The 13,424-nt window shown below is 65.3% G+C and carries 13 protein-coding genes and 1 pseudogene; 8 read left to right on the top strand and 6 right to left on the bottom strand.

The window, feature by feature from the left end; all coding sequences use genetic code 11:
- The 4 genes and pseudogenes from QZY06_RS09180 to QZY06_RS09195 form a co-directional block, all read left to right on the top strand.
- Nucleotides 1–223 (top strand): annotated as a pseudogene (locus QZY06_RS09180) (UDP-N-acetylglucosamine 1-carboxyvinyltransferase); the annotation flags it as partial.
- A 48-nt stretch (nt 224–271) separates the two neighbouring features.
- Nucleotides 272–1,354, top strand: coding sequence for a hypothetical protein (locus QZY06_RS09185; RefSeq protein WP_295683193.1), 1,083 nt, complete (start codon nt 272–274; stop codon nt 1,352–1,354).
- A gap of 65 nt (nt 1,355–1,419) precedes the next feature.
- Complete coding sequence (locus QZY06_RS09190) at nt 1,420–2,922, top strand: NYN domain-containing protein (RefSeq protein ID WP_295683195.1); 1,503 nt, start codon at nt 1,420–1,422, stop codon at nt 2,920–2,922.
- Nucleotides 2,923–3,101: 179 nt separating this feature from the next.
- Nucleotides 3,102–5,285 carry a TonB-dependent siderophore receptor gene (locus tag QZY06_RS09195; protein ID WP_295683199.1) on the top strand — a complete coding sequence of 728 codons (2,184 nt, stop codon included), beginning with the start codon at nt 3,102–3,104 and terminating at the stop codon, nt 5,283–5,285.
- On the opposite strand, the gene eutC is transcribed toward QZY06_RS09195, so the two are convergent.
- The gene (gene eutC / locus QZY06_RS09200; protein ID WP_295683202.1) at nt 5,273–6,100 is read right to left on the bottom strand and encodes an ethanolamine ammonia-lyase subunit EutC; all 828 of its coding nucleotides are present in this window, start codon (nt 6,098–6,100) and stop codon (nt 5,273–5,275) included. The two genes, QZY06_RS09195 and eutC, sit on opposite strands and share 13 nt — an antisense overlap.
- The gene (locus tag QZY06_RS09205) at nt 6,097–7,503 is read right to left on the bottom strand and encodes an ethanolamine ammonia-lyase subunit EutB (RefSeq protein WP_295683204.1); all 1,407 of its coding nucleotides are present in this window, start codon (nt 7,501–7,503) and stop codon (nt 6,097–6,099) included. Before QZY06_RS09205 ends, eutC begins: the two co-directional genes overlap by 4 nt.
- 122 nt (nt 7,504–7,625) lie before the next feature.
- Between QZY06_RS09205 and hisG the strand changes: the two genes are divergently transcribed.
- The 4 genes from hisG (at nt 7,626) to QZY06_RS09225 (ending at nt 11,198) form a co-directional block, all read left to right on the top strand.
- On the top strand, nt 7,626–8,273 hold the full coding sequence (gene hisG / locus QZY06_RS09210) for an ATP phosphoribosyltransferase (protein ID WP_293388349.1): 648 nt from the start codon (nt 7,626–7,628) through the stop codon (nt 8,271–8,273).
- Nucleotides 8,266–9,561, top strand: coding sequence for a histidinol dehydrogenase (gene hisD / locus QZY06_RS09215; RefSeq protein WP_295683207.1), 1,296 nt, complete (start codon nt 8,266–8,268; stop codon nt 9,559–9,561). The genes hisG and hisD overlap by 8 nt, the downstream gene beginning before the upstream one ends.
- A gap of 191 nt (nt 9,562–9,752) precedes the next feature.
- A complete protein-coding gene (locus QZY06_RS09220) occupies nt 9,753–10,046 on the top strand; it encodes a ComEA family DNA-binding protein (protein ID WP_295683209.1) in 294 nt (97 codons plus the stop codon).
- A gap of 102 nt (nt 10,047–10,148) precedes the next feature.
- Complete coding sequence (locus tag QZY06_RS09225; protein WP_295683212.1) at nt 10,149–11,198, top strand: cyclic nucleotide-binding domain-containing protein; 1,050 nt, start codon at nt 10,149–10,151, stop codon at nt 11,196–11,198.
- 17 nt (nt 11,199–11,215) lie between these two features.
- Here the strand turns inward: QZY06_RS09225 and rlmH are convergent, their stop codons facing one another.
- The 4 genes from rlmH to QZY06_RS09245 form a co-directional block, all read right to left on the bottom strand.
- A complete protein-coding gene (gene rlmH / locus QZY06_RS09230) occupies nt 11,216–11,683 on the bottom strand; it encodes a 23S rRNA (pseudouridine(1915)-N(3))-methyltransferase RlmH (protein WP_293388337.1) in 468 nt (155 codons plus the stop codon).
- Nucleotides 11,684–11,709: 26 nt separating this feature from the next.
- Complete coding sequence (rsfS, locus tag QZY06_RS09235) at nt 11,710–12,090, bottom strand: ribosome silencing factor (protein ID WP_293388334.1); 381 nt, start codon at nt 12,088–12,090, stop codon at nt 11,710–11,712.
- Entirely contained in the window at nt 12,083–12,763 is a 681-nt protein-coding gene (gene nadD, locus QZY06_RS09240) for a nicotinate-nucleotide adenylyltransferase (RefSeq protein ID WP_295683216.1), read from the bottom strand. Before nadD ends, rsfS begins: the two co-directional genes overlap by 8 nt.
- A 43-nt stretch (nt 12,764–12,806) precedes the next feature.
- Nucleotides 12,807–13,424: glutamate-5-semialdehyde dehydrogenase (locus QZY06_RS09245; protein ID WP_295683220.1), on the bottom strand; the 618-nt coding region annotated here is incomplete at its 5' end.

Consider the following 13,424-nt stretch of genomic DNA (forward strand, 5'->3'; position numbering starts at 1 on the left):
CATCCGCATCGAAGGCAATACCGCGATCGTCACCGGCCGCGAGAAGCTCACCGGCGCGCCGGTGATGGCCACCGATCTGCGTGCCTCCGCAGCGCTGGTGCTGGCCGCAATCGCCGCCGAAGGCACGACGACGATCGACCGCGTCTACCATATCGACCGCGGTTACGAGCACATCGAGACCAAGCTGGGTCAGCTGGGCGCGAAGATTCAGCGGGTCAAATAACGAGGCCAAGGGCACGTCCTTCGGCTGGGAAAAGTCAGAGGACGACACATGAGCATTGGCATCAAGGCGCTGGGCACGCTGTTGCTCGCAGCGACACTGATCAGCAACAGCGCTTCGGCAGCAGCGCCGCTGCTGATCGACAGCATCAAGGCGAAATCGCCCACCGGTGGCGCCGAGCTGCGCTTCCCGAAGCTTGCCGGCAACGGCGCCAACTTCCGCGCGATCAATCTGTACCTGTTCGCGGTGGAGCTGCAGCAGCGGCCGGCCCGTGATGTGAAGGCCGCGCTGATCCTGCCGAAGGACGGTTCGCTGAGCGAGCTCGATTACGAAGTGATCGGCGACACCGGCCGGGTGCTGTCGATCCGCATCAGCGGCAAGCGCGGTGGCGTGGGCTTTTCGCACCTGCATAACTTCGACGTCGCCAGCGGACTGCCGATCCTGCTCGGCGATCTGTTCACGCCGGAAGGCTATGGCCGCCTGCGTACGCAAGTCGCCACGCCGAGAGTGCAGCGCATCCGCGATTTCCAGGAGACGCTCAACCCCAAGGACGATCTGCAATCCGAGCAGCGCGAGGTTTACGAAGACTGCCTGCCGTCCGTGCGTGGCGACACCTTGACCGATAACCAGCTGCTGCTGGCGGTCGATCATCTGGCGCTGGAACGCCCGGACTGCACGACACCCGATCAACTCGAACTCGACGTGCTGCGGCCGCTGAAGGTGAAACTGCCGCTTACTGTGCTGGCGCCCGATCTCGGGCCTTACGGTAGTTGCGCGCTGTTGCCGGCAGCGTCAGCACCCGTGTGTGCGCTGCCGCCGAAGCAGGGCCTGCGGCTGGGCAGCTATGCCGGCACGATCGACAAGGAGAAGATCAATCTGGTCGTCGAGCGCCTTTATGACGGCGATCGTGTCGACGCCAGCTGGTCCCGCGAATCAGATGGCCGTTATCACCGCTTGCAAGGCCGCGTGCAGCGCAACGGCAAGGCCAAGCTGTTCGAGACCGAAGCGGGCAGCGACGCCTTGCTGGTCGAATTCACGCTGTTCGGCAATGCCGATGGCAGCTTCGCCGGCCAATGGCGCACAGTCACCGGCGGCTCGGCATTGAAGCCGCTGGAACTTAAAGTCCTGCAATAGGGCCGTAGCGGATAAGCTCCGCCCGCTCGCGCGATATGCGCCGATCAACAATCACGAGAACAACAATGGAAACCTCCCCGCAAGCCCAGCTTGCCGTCCTGATCGACGCCGACAACGCCAATGCCAAGCGCATCGACGGCCTGCTCGCCGAAGTCGCCAAGTACGGTCGCGCGACCACCAAGCGCGCCTATGGCGACTGGACGACGCAGAACCTCGGCAGCTGGAAGCAGACGCTGGCCCGCCACGCGATCCAGCCGATGCAGCAGTTCAGCAATACCAAGGGCAAGAACTCGACCGACAGCGCGCTGATCATCGACGCGATGGACCTGCTCTACACCGAGCGTTTCGATGGCTTCTGCATCGTCTCCTCGGACTCCGATTTCACGCGCCTGGCTTCGCGCATCCGCGAATCCGGCCTCACCGTCTACGGCTTCGGCGAGCGCAAGACGCCGCAGCCGTTCGTGCGCGCCTGCGACCGCTTCATCTTCGTCGAGGTGCTGCGTGACGGCGAGCCGGATACGCCAGTCGAAGCACCGCCGCCGCGCAATGCCGAACGCGCCGTGCCACCGCCCGGCCGTGGCAAGCCGGTGCCGCCTGCGCCCGTGCAGCCGAACAACACGCGTCCGCCATCGAAGCCGGCTGAAGGTTCATCGTCCGCTGACGAGCGCCCGGCGCGTGGTGCGCCGATCGACGATCCGGCGCTGCTCGGTCCGCTGCGCGCAGCGGTTGCCGATGCCGGCGACGAGGATGGCTGGGTCGGCCTCGGTGCCGTTGGCAGCCTGCTCAGCAAGCGCATGCCCGAGTTCGATCCGCGCAATTACGGCCGCAAGAAGCTCAGCGACCTGATTGCCGCAATTCCCTTGTTCGAAGTCGAAGAGCGCGGCGAACCCGGCCGCTCGCGGGCGCTGTTCATTCGCGAAAAACGGGTGCGCGAAGGCGGCGATGTGAAGCCCGAGCAGAAGATCGAAGCGCGCCCTGAATTCAAGCCGGAATCGAAGCCTGAAGCGAAGTTCGAGCCGAAGCCCGAGTTCAGGTTCGAGCCGAAGGCCGAAGCCATCGCCGACGTTCGCGCCGAAGCGCCGCCCGAAGCGCCGCGCGCACAGCCGAAGCACGAGCCACGTCCGCAGCCGCTGCATGAGCCGCGTGCGCATCAGCCGAAGCCGCCTCAGCAGCCGCCCTCGCAGCCGGCGCCGAGACCACAAGCACAGGCCAGCCATGAAGGCGAGAAGGATTGGGCGCCGCGTCGCGATGATCGCCGGCCGTCCTGGGCTATTCCGAAGCCGGCGATCGCGGCCGATCCTGTCGTTGCGCCGCCGCCGGCACCCGCCGTAGTCGTTTCAGCCGAGCCGATCTTCGTAGCACCCGCGGCAGCCGTGGCCGAGAAGAAAGCCGAAGCCGCGCCGCGTGCACCGCGCAAGCAGGCGCCGAAGAAAGCGGTGGCGAAGGCAGTGGAGAAGGCGGCTCCGGTGAAGGCTGCCGAGCCGGTGGCCGCCGATCCCGCGGCTGACCCTGCCGCCGCGAAACCGCGGCGCCGTACCAAGGCTGCTGCCCCTGGCGCCGGCGAGTAAACCGCGGCGGGATGTCGATTCCGGGCGGCAGTGATGCCGCCCGGATCGGTCAGGAAACTGAAGACAATCCTGACCTCGAGATGACGCTCGACGGACCCAGTCAGCTACTATCGCTGCACCCACCGACATTGCAGCTCCTTTAGGCAGGCAGACCACCGCCCCCGACAAGGATTTCCGCAATGCCCGCAGCACGCTCCCGCCGTCATCATTTCCCAATTGCGCTCGCCCTGAGCTTCGGCTGGCCGATGTGGGTCGTCGCCGACGACGATCCCGCCGCCGAGACAGTCAGCGCGGACAAGCAGCCGGTCGTGCTCGGTACGGTCACTGTCGCGGCCAGCACGCAGCCGGGCTACACCGTCGAGGAAAGTCACTCGGCAACCAAGCTGGACCTGAGCCTGCGTGACACGCCGCAGTCGATCACCGTGATCACGCGGCAGCGCATGGATGATCAGAATCTGCAGTCGCTGCGCAGCGTCCTCGACAACACCACCGGCGTTTATTCCTACGCCTACGACAGCGAGCGAGTGGTGTTCACCTCGCGCGGTTTCCTGGTCGACAACACGCTGTACGACGGCATTCCGGTGGCCAGCGACCAGAACACCAGTGCCGTCGACGCCACCCTGGATACCGCGCTGTTCGAGCGCATCGAAATCGTTCGCGGCGCGACTGGCTTGCTGACCGGCGCCGGCAGTCCGTCTGCGGCCGTGAACCTGGTGCGCAAGCACGCCGACAGCCGCAGCTTCGATGGCGAGGCTACCTTCGTTGCCGGCTCCTGGAACAACTACCGCGCCGTCGGCGATATCAGCACGCCGCTGAACCGTTCGGGCACGATCCGGGCGCGCGTGGTCGGCGTCTATCAGAACGCCGATTCGTACACCGACCTGTACAGCAACGAGAAGACCGTGTTCTACGGCGTCGTCGATGCCGATCTGGCACCAAGGACGCGGCTCAGCGTCGGTTACGGTTATCAGCAGACTTTGCCGCAGGCCAACACCTGGGGTTCGTTCCCGCTGTTCTTCAGCGATGGCACGCGCACCGACTGGAAGCGATCGGTCACTACTGCCGCTCAGTCCAGCTACTGGAACATCCGGACCCAGAATGGCTTCGCGCAGTTCGATCATGAATTCGACAACGGCTGGACGCTGCGCACCACGGCGCAGCGCCGCATCGTCGACGGCCAGTCCAATCTGTATTACCTGTACGGCTTCCCCGACCCGGTCACCGGCGAAGGACTGGTGCCGTTCGCCTACCGTGCCAACGACGCCAACCGGCAGACCTCGGTGGATACCTACCTGAACGGCAAGTTCGATCTGTTTGGGCGCAAGCACGAGTTCGTGCTCGGCGCGCTCGGCTCCTGGCTGCGTCTGGATACCGATGAGTTCGCGCCCGGCGAGATCGCCGATCCGGGCAATTTCTTCAAATGGGACGGCTCTACTCCGCAGCCGGAATTCGCTACCGAAGGCTCCCTCGTGGTCCGCGACCGCACGCGTCAGTCCGCGGCCTATTCAGCGCTGCGGCTGTCGTTGGCCGATCCGCTGCGGGTGATTCTCGGCGCGCGCTACAGCAGCTGGAAAAGCGATCGCTTCGACCTCTACGGCGCCAACGAGGCCGACGTCCAGAACTTCCGCAAGCTGACCCCGTACGCCGGCGCCATCCTCGATATCAGCCAGCAGTTCTCGCTGTTCACCAGCTACACCAAGATCTTCAATCCGCAGAACAACCTGACTCGGGAAGGACAGTATCTGGATCCGCTCGACGGCCGCAGCGTCGAAGCCGGCATCAAGGGCTCGCATTTCGACAGCCGCCTGAACACCGCGCTGACCTTCTTCGACACACGCCAGGACAACGCCGCCATCATCGATGAAGGGCATTTCGTGCTCGATGACGAGACCCGCCGCCGCCAGGCCTATCTGCAGGTCGATGGCACCCGCACCCGCGGCGTCGAAGCCGACATCAGCGGCCAGCTGATGAAGGACTGGAACCTGTCCATTGGTGTGTCGCATTACGCGATGAAAGACGGCGACGGCAATACGATCAAGGGCTACATTCCGCGCACCCTGGTGCGCACCTTCACCACTTACCGGCTGGGCGGCGCGCTGCAGGACCTGACCATCGGCGGCGGCGTCAACTGGCAATCCGAGAACCACGTCAGCGTCGAAAGCCCCAGCGGCTTCAGCGAAGTTCGTCAGCGCGCGTATTCGCTGCTCGGCCTGATGGCGCGCTACCGGCTGACCTCGCAGCTGTCTGTGCAGCTCAACGGCGAGAACCTGCTCGACAAGAAGTACTACGTGATCGATGAATACGGAAACCTGTACTACGGCCCGCCGGCGAGCGTATCGGCGACGGTCCGCTACGGTTTCTGATCGCTGAGCGCCGCTGCCGTCGAAGCGTCGCCATCCAGCGCCTTGGACGGCTCGCGCAGGGCCACGCCGGATCGCCGCACCGCCAGCGCTGCGTGCAGGCTGGCGGCGATCAAGGCCGCCGCATCGCCGATCGCGCAGCCTTCGGGGCGGATGTTGGAGATGCAGATGCGCGCCTCGTCGGTGGTGCCGACCTTGGGCGCGTAGGTGATGTAGGCGCCGAGGCTGTCCGGCGAGGACAGTCCCGGCCGCTCGCCGATCAGGCAGACGACCAGCTTGGCGCCCAGGCTTTCGGCGATTCCATCGGCCAGCGCGACGCGGGCTTGCGTCGCGATCACCAGCGGGCCGATCCGCAGCCCGTCGAGCTGTGGCAGCAGCGCCGATATCAGCGCCGATGCATGTCGCTGCGGCGCCACGGCCGACAGGCCGTCGGCAATCACCAGCAGCACGTCGGGGCCATCGCTGCGGGCCAGCGCTTCCAGAGCGCTGCGCGCATCCTGCGATAGCCTGCGTCCCCAGTCCGGTCGTGCCAGATAGGCGCTGCGGGTTTCTGCTGCGCTCTGCGTCCGGATGATCGGCAGGCCCAGCGGCTGCAGTGCGCTTGCCAAAGCATCGACATCGAGTGCGGCATGCACCGCATCGCGGGCCTGAGCGTGAGCGATGCCGAAGGCCAGCACTTCGCGGGTCGGCAAGGAAGCGCCGCTGCGGCCGAGGGCGATGCGGGCCGGTGTCAGGCTGCGCAGCTCGGTCCAGGGATCGTTTGGGGGATCGGCGGGGGCCAGTGCATCGCTGGCAACGGGCTTCGGCAGTTCGCTCATCGCTTCAGTCCGTCGCCGAGTTGATTGATCGCTTCGTGCAGAGGCAGCGCCTGCAGACTGCGCGTGTCCTGCAGCCGGCCCTGGGCATCGATCAACTGCAGACGCTGCAACCAGCTTTCGAACTCCGGCGCATGTTTCAGGCCGAGCATTTCGCGCAGAGCCAGGCCGTCGTGAAAGCTGGTGCTCTGGTAGCCGAGCATCACGTCATCGGCGCCCGGCACGCCCATCACGTAGTTGACGCCAGCGGCACCGAGCACGGTCAGCAGGGTATCCATGTCGTCCTGATCGGCTTCGGCGTGATTGGTGTAGCAAACGTCGACACCCATCGGCAGGCCCAGCAACTTGCCGCAGAAGTGATCCTCCAGTCCGGCGCGGATGATCTGCTTGGCGTCGAACAGATATTCCGGGCCGATGAAGCCGACCACGGTGTTGACCAGCAATGGCTGAAAGGCGCGGCAGACGGCGTAGGCGCGCGCCTCGCAGGTCTGCTGATCGAGGCCGTGATGGGCGTTCGCCGAAAGTGCCGCCCCTTGGCCGGTCTCGAAGTACATGAGGTTGTTGCCGACGGTGCCGCGCTTCAGGCTCAGCGCCGCTTCCTGCGCTTCGCGCAGCAGCGCCAGATTGATGCCGAAGCTCTTGTTCAGGCCTTCGGTCCCGCCGACCGACTGGAACACCAGATCGACCGGCGCGCCAAGCTCGATCGCTTCGATCTGCCGCGTGACATGGGCCAGCACGCAGCTCTGGGTCGGAATCTCGTAGCGGGCGATCAGCGCATCGAGCATGTCCCAGAGCATTCGCAACTTGGCCGGTTCATCGCTCGCTGGATTGATGCCGATGCAGGCATCGCCGGCGCCGTACATCAAGCCATCCAAGGTCGCCGCGAGGATGCCGCGGGCATCGTCGGTCGGATGGTTCGGCTGCAGGCGGATCGCCAGCCTTCCCGGCAGGCCGATCGTCGAGCGGAACGCGGTGACCACGTGCATCTTCTTCGCTGCCAGGATCAGATCCTGATTGCGCATCAGCTTCGACACCGCCGCCGCCATTTCCGGCGTGATGCCCGTTGCGACGGCGGCCAGCACGGCGCTGCTTGCGGCATCGGACAGCAGCCAGTCGCGGAAGCCGCCGACAGTCAGACTGCGCAGCGTCGCGAAGGCCGTAGCGTCGTGCGTGTCGACGATCAGCCGCGTGACTTCGTCGGTTTCGTAGGCGATCAGCGCGTCGTCGAGGAAAGCGGTCAGCGGCAGATCGGCGAGCGCACAGCGTGCGGCCATTCGCTCCTCGGCGCTGGCCGCCGCAACGCCGGCCAGCGCATCGCCGGAGCGCATTGGTGAGGCTTTCGCCAGCAGTTCTGCGAGCGAGGCGAAGACGTAGCGGCGGATGCCGACAGTCGCGTGGTAAGTCATGGTCGATCGGGGCTCATCGTCGCCCCGAGCCTGCGTCGAGCCAGCGCTGCATGCAAGCGGGTGCCGGCAGCGGCTATTACAATGTGGGGCTTATTCCAAGCTGCTTGTGCTCCCGCGCTGCCATGACTTCCCTGACGCTGGCCCTGTCGAAAGGCCGCATCCTCGACGACTGCCTGCCGCTGCTGAACGCGGTGGGCATTGCGCCGTCCGTTGACGCCGGCCGGCTGCTGCGCATTCCCACCCAGGATCCGGGCGTGGAACTGCTCGAAGTCCGCCCGACCGACGTGCCCACCTATGTCGAATACGGCGCCGCCGATCTTGGCATCGTCGGCAAGGACATCCTGCTCGAACACGGTGGTGGTGCCTTGTACGAGCCGGTCGATCTCGGCTTCGCGGTCTGCCGCCTCAGTGTCGCGACCAAGAACGATTCGCCGCTGGTGAAGAATCCGCGTCACAACTTTGGCCGCCGCCTGCGAGTGGCGACCAAGTACCCGGAAGTGACACGCCGCTACTACGCCACGCTCGGTGAACAGGTCGAGGTCATCAAGCTGTATGGCTCGATGGAACTGGCACCACTGGTGGGCCTTGCCGATGTCATCGTCGATCTGGTCGCCACCGGCGGCACCTTGCGCGCCAATGGTCTGGTCGAGATCGAAACCATCTTCACGTCGAGCGCGCGTCTGGTGGTCAACAAGGCGGCGATGAAGATGAAGCACGCGGCGATCCGCGCGCTGCTTGATCGTTTCGTTGGAGCGGTCGCCAATGCTTGAGATCAACAGGCTTGATTCGAGCTCTGCGGACTTCGACGCGAAGCTCGGCGCGCTGCTCGATCGCGCGCCGGAAGCCGATCCGAAAGTCACCGCCGTGGTCGCCGACATCATTGCCGACATCCGCGCTCGCGGTGATGCCGCGCTGGTCGATTACACCAATCGCTTCGATCGTCGCAGCATCGCCTCGGCTGCCGAACTGGAAATCCCGAAGGCAGCGCGTGAAGCCGCCTGGCATTCGCTGGAACCGGCACTGCGTGCAGCGCTGGAAGCTGCCGCCGAACGCATCCGCGCCTACGCCGAACGCCAGAAGCTCGAAGGCTGGGAGTTCAGCGACGCCCACGGCAATCGCCTTGGCCAGAAAGTCACCGCGATGGATCGTGCCGGCCTCTACGTGCCCGGCGGCAAGGCGGCGTATCCATCCAGCGTGCTGATGAACGCGATCCCGGCCAAGGTCGCCGGCGTTGGCGAACTGATCATGGTGGTGCCGGCGAGCGGTGGTGAAGTGAATCCGGTGGTGCTCGGTGCCGCCCATCTCGCGGGTGTCGATCGAGTGTTCACGATCGGCGGTGCGCAGGCGATTGCCGCGCTCGCCTATGGCACCGCGACCATCCCGGCCGTCGACAAGATCGTCGGCCCCGGCAATGCCTATGTCGCTGCGGCGAAGCGCCTGGTGTTCGGCAGAGTCGGCATCGACTCCATTGCCGGCCCGAGCGAGATCGTCGTCATCGGCGATGGCCTGACCGATCCCCGCTGGATCGCGATGGATCTGTTCAGCCAGGCCGAGCACGACGAAGTCGCCCAGAGCATCTTGATCTCCCCGAGTGCCGAGCATCTCGACGCGGTGTTTGCGGCGATGAACGCGCGTCTCGCCGAATTGCCGCGTGCCGATATCGTTCGTCAGTCGATTGCCGGCCGTGGTGCGCTGATCCTGGTCCGCGATCTTGCCGAAGCTGCGCAAGTCTCCAATCGGATTGCGCCGGAACATCTGGAGTTGTCAGTCGCCGAGCCGCGTGCGTTGCTGGAATCCATTCGCCATGCCGGTGCAGTGTTCCTCGGCCGTCATGCGCCGGAAGCTTTCGGCGACTACTGCGCAGGCCCCAACCATGTGCTGCCGACTTCGCGCGCGGCGCGCTTCTCGAATCCACTCGGCGTCTATGAATTCCAGAAGCGTTCGAGCCTGATCGAAGTCACGCCGGCCGGCGCAAAAGTGCTGGCCGATATCGCCGGCACCATCGCCGACGCCGAAGGCCTGCAGGCGCATGCTGCCAGCGCACGCGATCGCGGCTGAGCTCGATTCAGAGCAACACGCGCAAGCGTTATCGAGATCACAGATCGCCTGGCGATCGGATTTTAATGTGAGCTGCATCACTGTTTTCCGATCCTTGAGAGCCAAGTATTGGCCCGCGCCGGACGGGAGCAGAGTCGGAAGTCGCCTCCATCGACGCAATCCTCCGTCACACATGCAAGGGAGCGTTGATCATGAAAATCCTCAAGGGAATTCTGGCTGGCGTGGTGCTCGCATTCTCGTCGCTGGTCTGGGCGGCATCGATTGATGTCAATACCGCCGATGCGAAGACACTGGAAACGTTGAATGGCGTCGGCCCGGCGAAAGCCGCGGCGATCGTCGAGTACCGGACCAAGAACGGGCCGTTCAAGAGTGTCGACGATCTGGAGAAGGTGCCGGGCATCGGCGCCGCGACGATCTCCAAGAACAAGGACAGTCTGTCGATTGGCGGCAAGGCCGCAGCAAGCGCCAAGCCGGCCGCGAAGTAGACCGCTGCTTTCGGCCAAGGGTGCAAGGATTCAAGCCATCGCCGCGAGTCCTTGCACCTTTCGATTTCCCAACATTCGTTCAAGGGTCTGATGGGTCCGGACATGTCCCAATCGCAGACCTCCGCTCAATCGGTCGGCCCTGAACTGCTGGCCGGCTTCGTGCCGATGAGCGCGCTCGCCGCGGAGTCTCTGCAGCGGCTCGCCAAGCAGGCGGCCATTCATGCGCATCCTGCTGGCAGCGTGCTGTTCCGGGCTGGACAGACGCAGACCAAGGCCTGGTATCTGCTGCGCGGCCAGGTGCGCCTGCGCGATGCCAATGGCTGGACCTTGGTCGATGTGAAGGCCGGCGAGGCGCGGGCGCAGCAGTGTCTGTCGGCGCCGCCGGCGGTCGATGTATCGGCTGTGTGCGTCGGCCCGGTCGAAGTGCTGGTGGTCGACGCTGGCTTGCTCGATGTGCTGCTGACCTGGGAGCAGGGTGTTGCCTGCGAGGTCGCGGCGATCAGCGAAGTGACGGCCGATGACTGGATGACCCGGCTGCTGCAGCGGCCATCGTTCCAGCGCTTGCCGCCGGCGAATCTGCAGGCGCTGTTCCAGCGGCTGGATACGATCGCAGTCGCTGAAGGCGAGGTGGTGATCGAGCAGGGCGCAGCGGGCGATTACTTCTACGTGATCGTCGAAGGCCGCTGCCGGATCGTCCATCGCGGCATGAGCAAGCAGACGTTGACCCTGGCCGAGTTCGGTCCTGGCGACTGCTTCGGCGAGGAAGCCTTGATCGCCGGCCTGCCGCGCAATGCCAGCGCAACGATGCTGACGGCGGGCACGCTTAAACGCCTGGCTCGGCGTGATTTCGAGGAGTTGCTGAACGAGCCTCTGCTGGTCCGGCTCGATCGGGCGACGGCGAAGGCGCAGGTTCAGGCCGGCGTAGCGCAATGGCTGGATGTGCGGCTGCCCAGCGAATACGAAGCGGGGCATCTGTCCGGTAGCGTCAATCTGCCGCTGAGGCTGCTGCGATTGAAGGCGTCGACCCTGGATTGTCAGCGGCTGCAGGTCTGCGTCTGCGATACCGGCCGTCGAGGTGCGGTGGCGGCGTTCCTGCTCGCGCAGCGCGGTATCTCGGCGGCGGTGCTGGCTGGCGGCCTGCGCGGTAGCTGAGGTCTTGGATCGGACGCTCAGGCGCGGTGATACGGATGGTTGTTGAGCAGGCTCCAGGCTCGGTACAACTGCTCGGCGACGATCACTCGCACCAGCGCATGCGGAAAGGTCAGCTTCGATAGCGACCATTTGGCATCGGCTCGTGCCAGCACCGCAGGCGCATGGCCATCCGGCCCGCCGATCAGCAGCGCGACATCGCGGCCATCCTGCATCCAGGCTTTCAGCGACTTCGACCAGGCGACGGTATCCGGCTGCGTGCCGTGCTCATCGAACGCGATGATCCGGGCTTCGCCGGCCGCTTTCAGCAAGCGCTCGCCCTCGGCTTCGCGCAGACGCGGGATATCCGCATTCTTGCCGCGATGCTCGACCGCCAGTTCAACCAGTTCCAGCTTCAGCTCGCGCGGCAGCCGGGCCGCGTAATCCTCGTAGCCGGACGCGATCCAGTCCGGCATCCGCGTGCCGATCGCGATCAGGCGGATGCGCATCGGCTAGTCCCTCGCTGCGAACCGCTTCAGGCGCTGCGCACGGCCGGTTCGCGCTGGGTGAAGTCCCAGAGCTTTTCGAGCTGGTAGAACGCGCGCGTCTGCGCCTGCATCACGTGAATGATGACGCCGCCGAGGTTGACCAGCACCCACTCGCCCTCGTTCAGGCCTTCGACGCCCACCGGCCGGTGACCGTTTTCCTTGGCCTTGTCGATGACGCTGTGCGCCAGCGAAGCCGCGTGGCGGTTCGAGGTGCCGGTGGCGATCACCATGATGTCGGTGATCGAGGTCAGCTTCGAGACGTCGAGCACCTTGATGTCGACCGCTTTGAGGTCTTCGAGGGCAGTGACGGCCAGCGCGCCGAGCTCGGTCGACGAGGCGTGGGAATTGACAGCGGCTTTTTCAGTCATGGGCGGGGTCTTTGTCTTCATCAATGGTGAGTGCGCGAACGTCCTCGGGGGTCAGGGAACGGATGACAGCTTCAGGCACCAGACCGCGAACACTGCGGCCGGCTTGCAGCAAAGCTCGAATGCGGGTGGCCGAGATCGCCAGCGGCGGCAGGCTGACCGGTAGCCACAGGCCGGCAGACTGACGACTCAGCGCTTCGACCGACGCCACCGTCCGGTCATGCAGAAACTCGGCCAGCTCCGCGGCCGGGACATCGGCCGGATGCGGACGCTGGACGACGACGAGGTGCGCCAGGTCGAACAGTTCGCGCCAGCGGTGCCAGGTGTGCAGGCGGTTGGCGGCGTCGTCACCGAGCAGCAGATGGAGGCGTGTGTCCGGCGTTTCGGCCTTGAGCGCCGCCAGCGTGTCGAATGTGTATGACGGATGCTGCTGCGCGCGTGCGCGGCGCAGTTCGCGGTCGTCGACGATCAGACCGGGCTCGTCGGCAACGCCGAGCCGTGCCCATTCCAGCCGCCGTTCGGCACTGACACCGGGGGCGGCGCGATGCGGCGGGCGGGCGCTCGGGGTGAGATGAACGCAGTCGAGGCCGAGCAGATCGCGCAGCTCGATCGCGAGCCGCAGGTGGCCGTTGTGTATCGGTGCGAAGGTGCCGCCGAAGAAGCCGATCGCTTTCATTCAGGGCGTGGCGGCTTCAAGCGCGAGCCGTCATGCGGCTTGCTCAACGGACATTGCCATCTCCGAGCACCACCCATTTCACCGAGGTCAGGCCCTCGAGGCCGACCGGGCCACGGGCGTGGAACTTGTCGGTGGAGATGCCGATTTCGGCGCCGAGGCCGTATTCGTAGCCGTCGGCGAAGCGCGTCGAGGCGTTGACCATCACCGAACTGGAATCGACTTCGCGCAGGAAGCGGCGCGCCTTCGTGTAGTTCTCGGTGACGATCGCATCGGTGTGCGCCGAACCGTGGCGCGCGATGTGGTCCATCGCATCGTCGATGCCGTTGACGATCTTCACGGCCAGGATCGGTGCGAGGTATTCGGTATCCCAGTCTTCGGCCTTCGCGGCCTTGGCCTGCGGCAGGATCTGGCGGGTGCGTTCGCAGCCGCGCAGTTCCACGTCGTGGCCGCTGTAGATCGGCGCCAGCAGTTCCAGCAGCTTGGCGGCGATCGGGGCATCGATCAGCAAGGTTTCCATCGTGTTGCAGGTGCCGTAACGCTGCGTCTTGGCGTTGACGGCGATCGACACCGCCTTGTCGAGATCGGCCTCATGGTCGACATAGACGTGGCAGTTGCCGTCGAGATGCTTGATCACCGGCACCTTGGCGTGTTCGGAGACGAA

Origin of the sequence: uncultured Nevskia sp. (genome assembly GCF_903885465.1) — a bacterium.
Taxonomy (GTDB): domain Bacteria; phylum Pseudomonadota; class Gammaproteobacteria; order Nevskiales; family Nevskiaceae; genus Nevskia.

Coding starts and splice junctions, on each gene's coding strand:
- QZY06_RS09185 (WP_295683193.1), top strand. CDS start 272: ATGAGCATTGGCATCAAGGCGCTGGGCACGCTGTTGCTCGCAGCGACA.
- QZY06_RS09190 (WP_295683195.1), top strand. CDS start 1,420: ATGGAAACCTCCCCGCAAGCCCAGCTTGCCGTCCTGATCGACGCCGAC.
- QZY06_RS09195 (WP_295683199.1), top strand. CDS start 3,102: ATGCCCGCAGCACGCTCCCGCCGTCATCATTTCCCAATTGCGCTCGCC.
- eutC (WP_295683202.1), bottom strand. CDS start 6,100: ATGAGCGAACTGCCGAAGCCCGTTGCCAGCGATGCACTGGCCCCCGCC.
- QZY06_RS09205 (WP_295683204.1), bottom strand. CDS start 7,503: ATGACTTACCACGCGACTGTCGGCATCCGCCGCTACGTCTTCGCCTCG.
- hisG (WP_293388349.1), top strand. CDS start 7,626: ATGACTTCCCTGACGCTGGCCCTGTCGAAAGGCCGCATCCTCGACGAC.
- hisD (WP_295683207.1), top strand. CDS start 8,266: ATGCTTGAGATCAACAGGCTTGATTCGAGCTCTGCGGACTTCGACGCG.
- QZY06_RS09220 (WP_295683209.1), top strand. CDS start 9,753: ATGAAAATCCTCAAGGGAATTCTGGCTGGCGTGGTGCTCGCATTCTCG.
- QZY06_RS09225 (WP_295683212.1), top strand. CDS start 10,149: ATGTCCCAATCGCAGACCTCCGCTCAATCGGTCGGCCCTGAACTGCTG.
- rlmH (WP_293388337.1), bottom strand. CDS start 11,683: ATGCGCATCCGCCTGATCGCGATCGGCACGCGGATGCCGGACTGGATC.
- rsfS (WP_293388334.1), bottom strand. CDS start 12,090: ATGACTGAAAAAGCCGCTGTCAATTCCCACGCCTCGTCGACCGAGCTC.
- nadD (WP_295683216.1), bottom strand. CDS start 12,763: ATGAAAGCGATCGGCTTCTTCGGCGGCACCTTCGCACCGATACACAAC.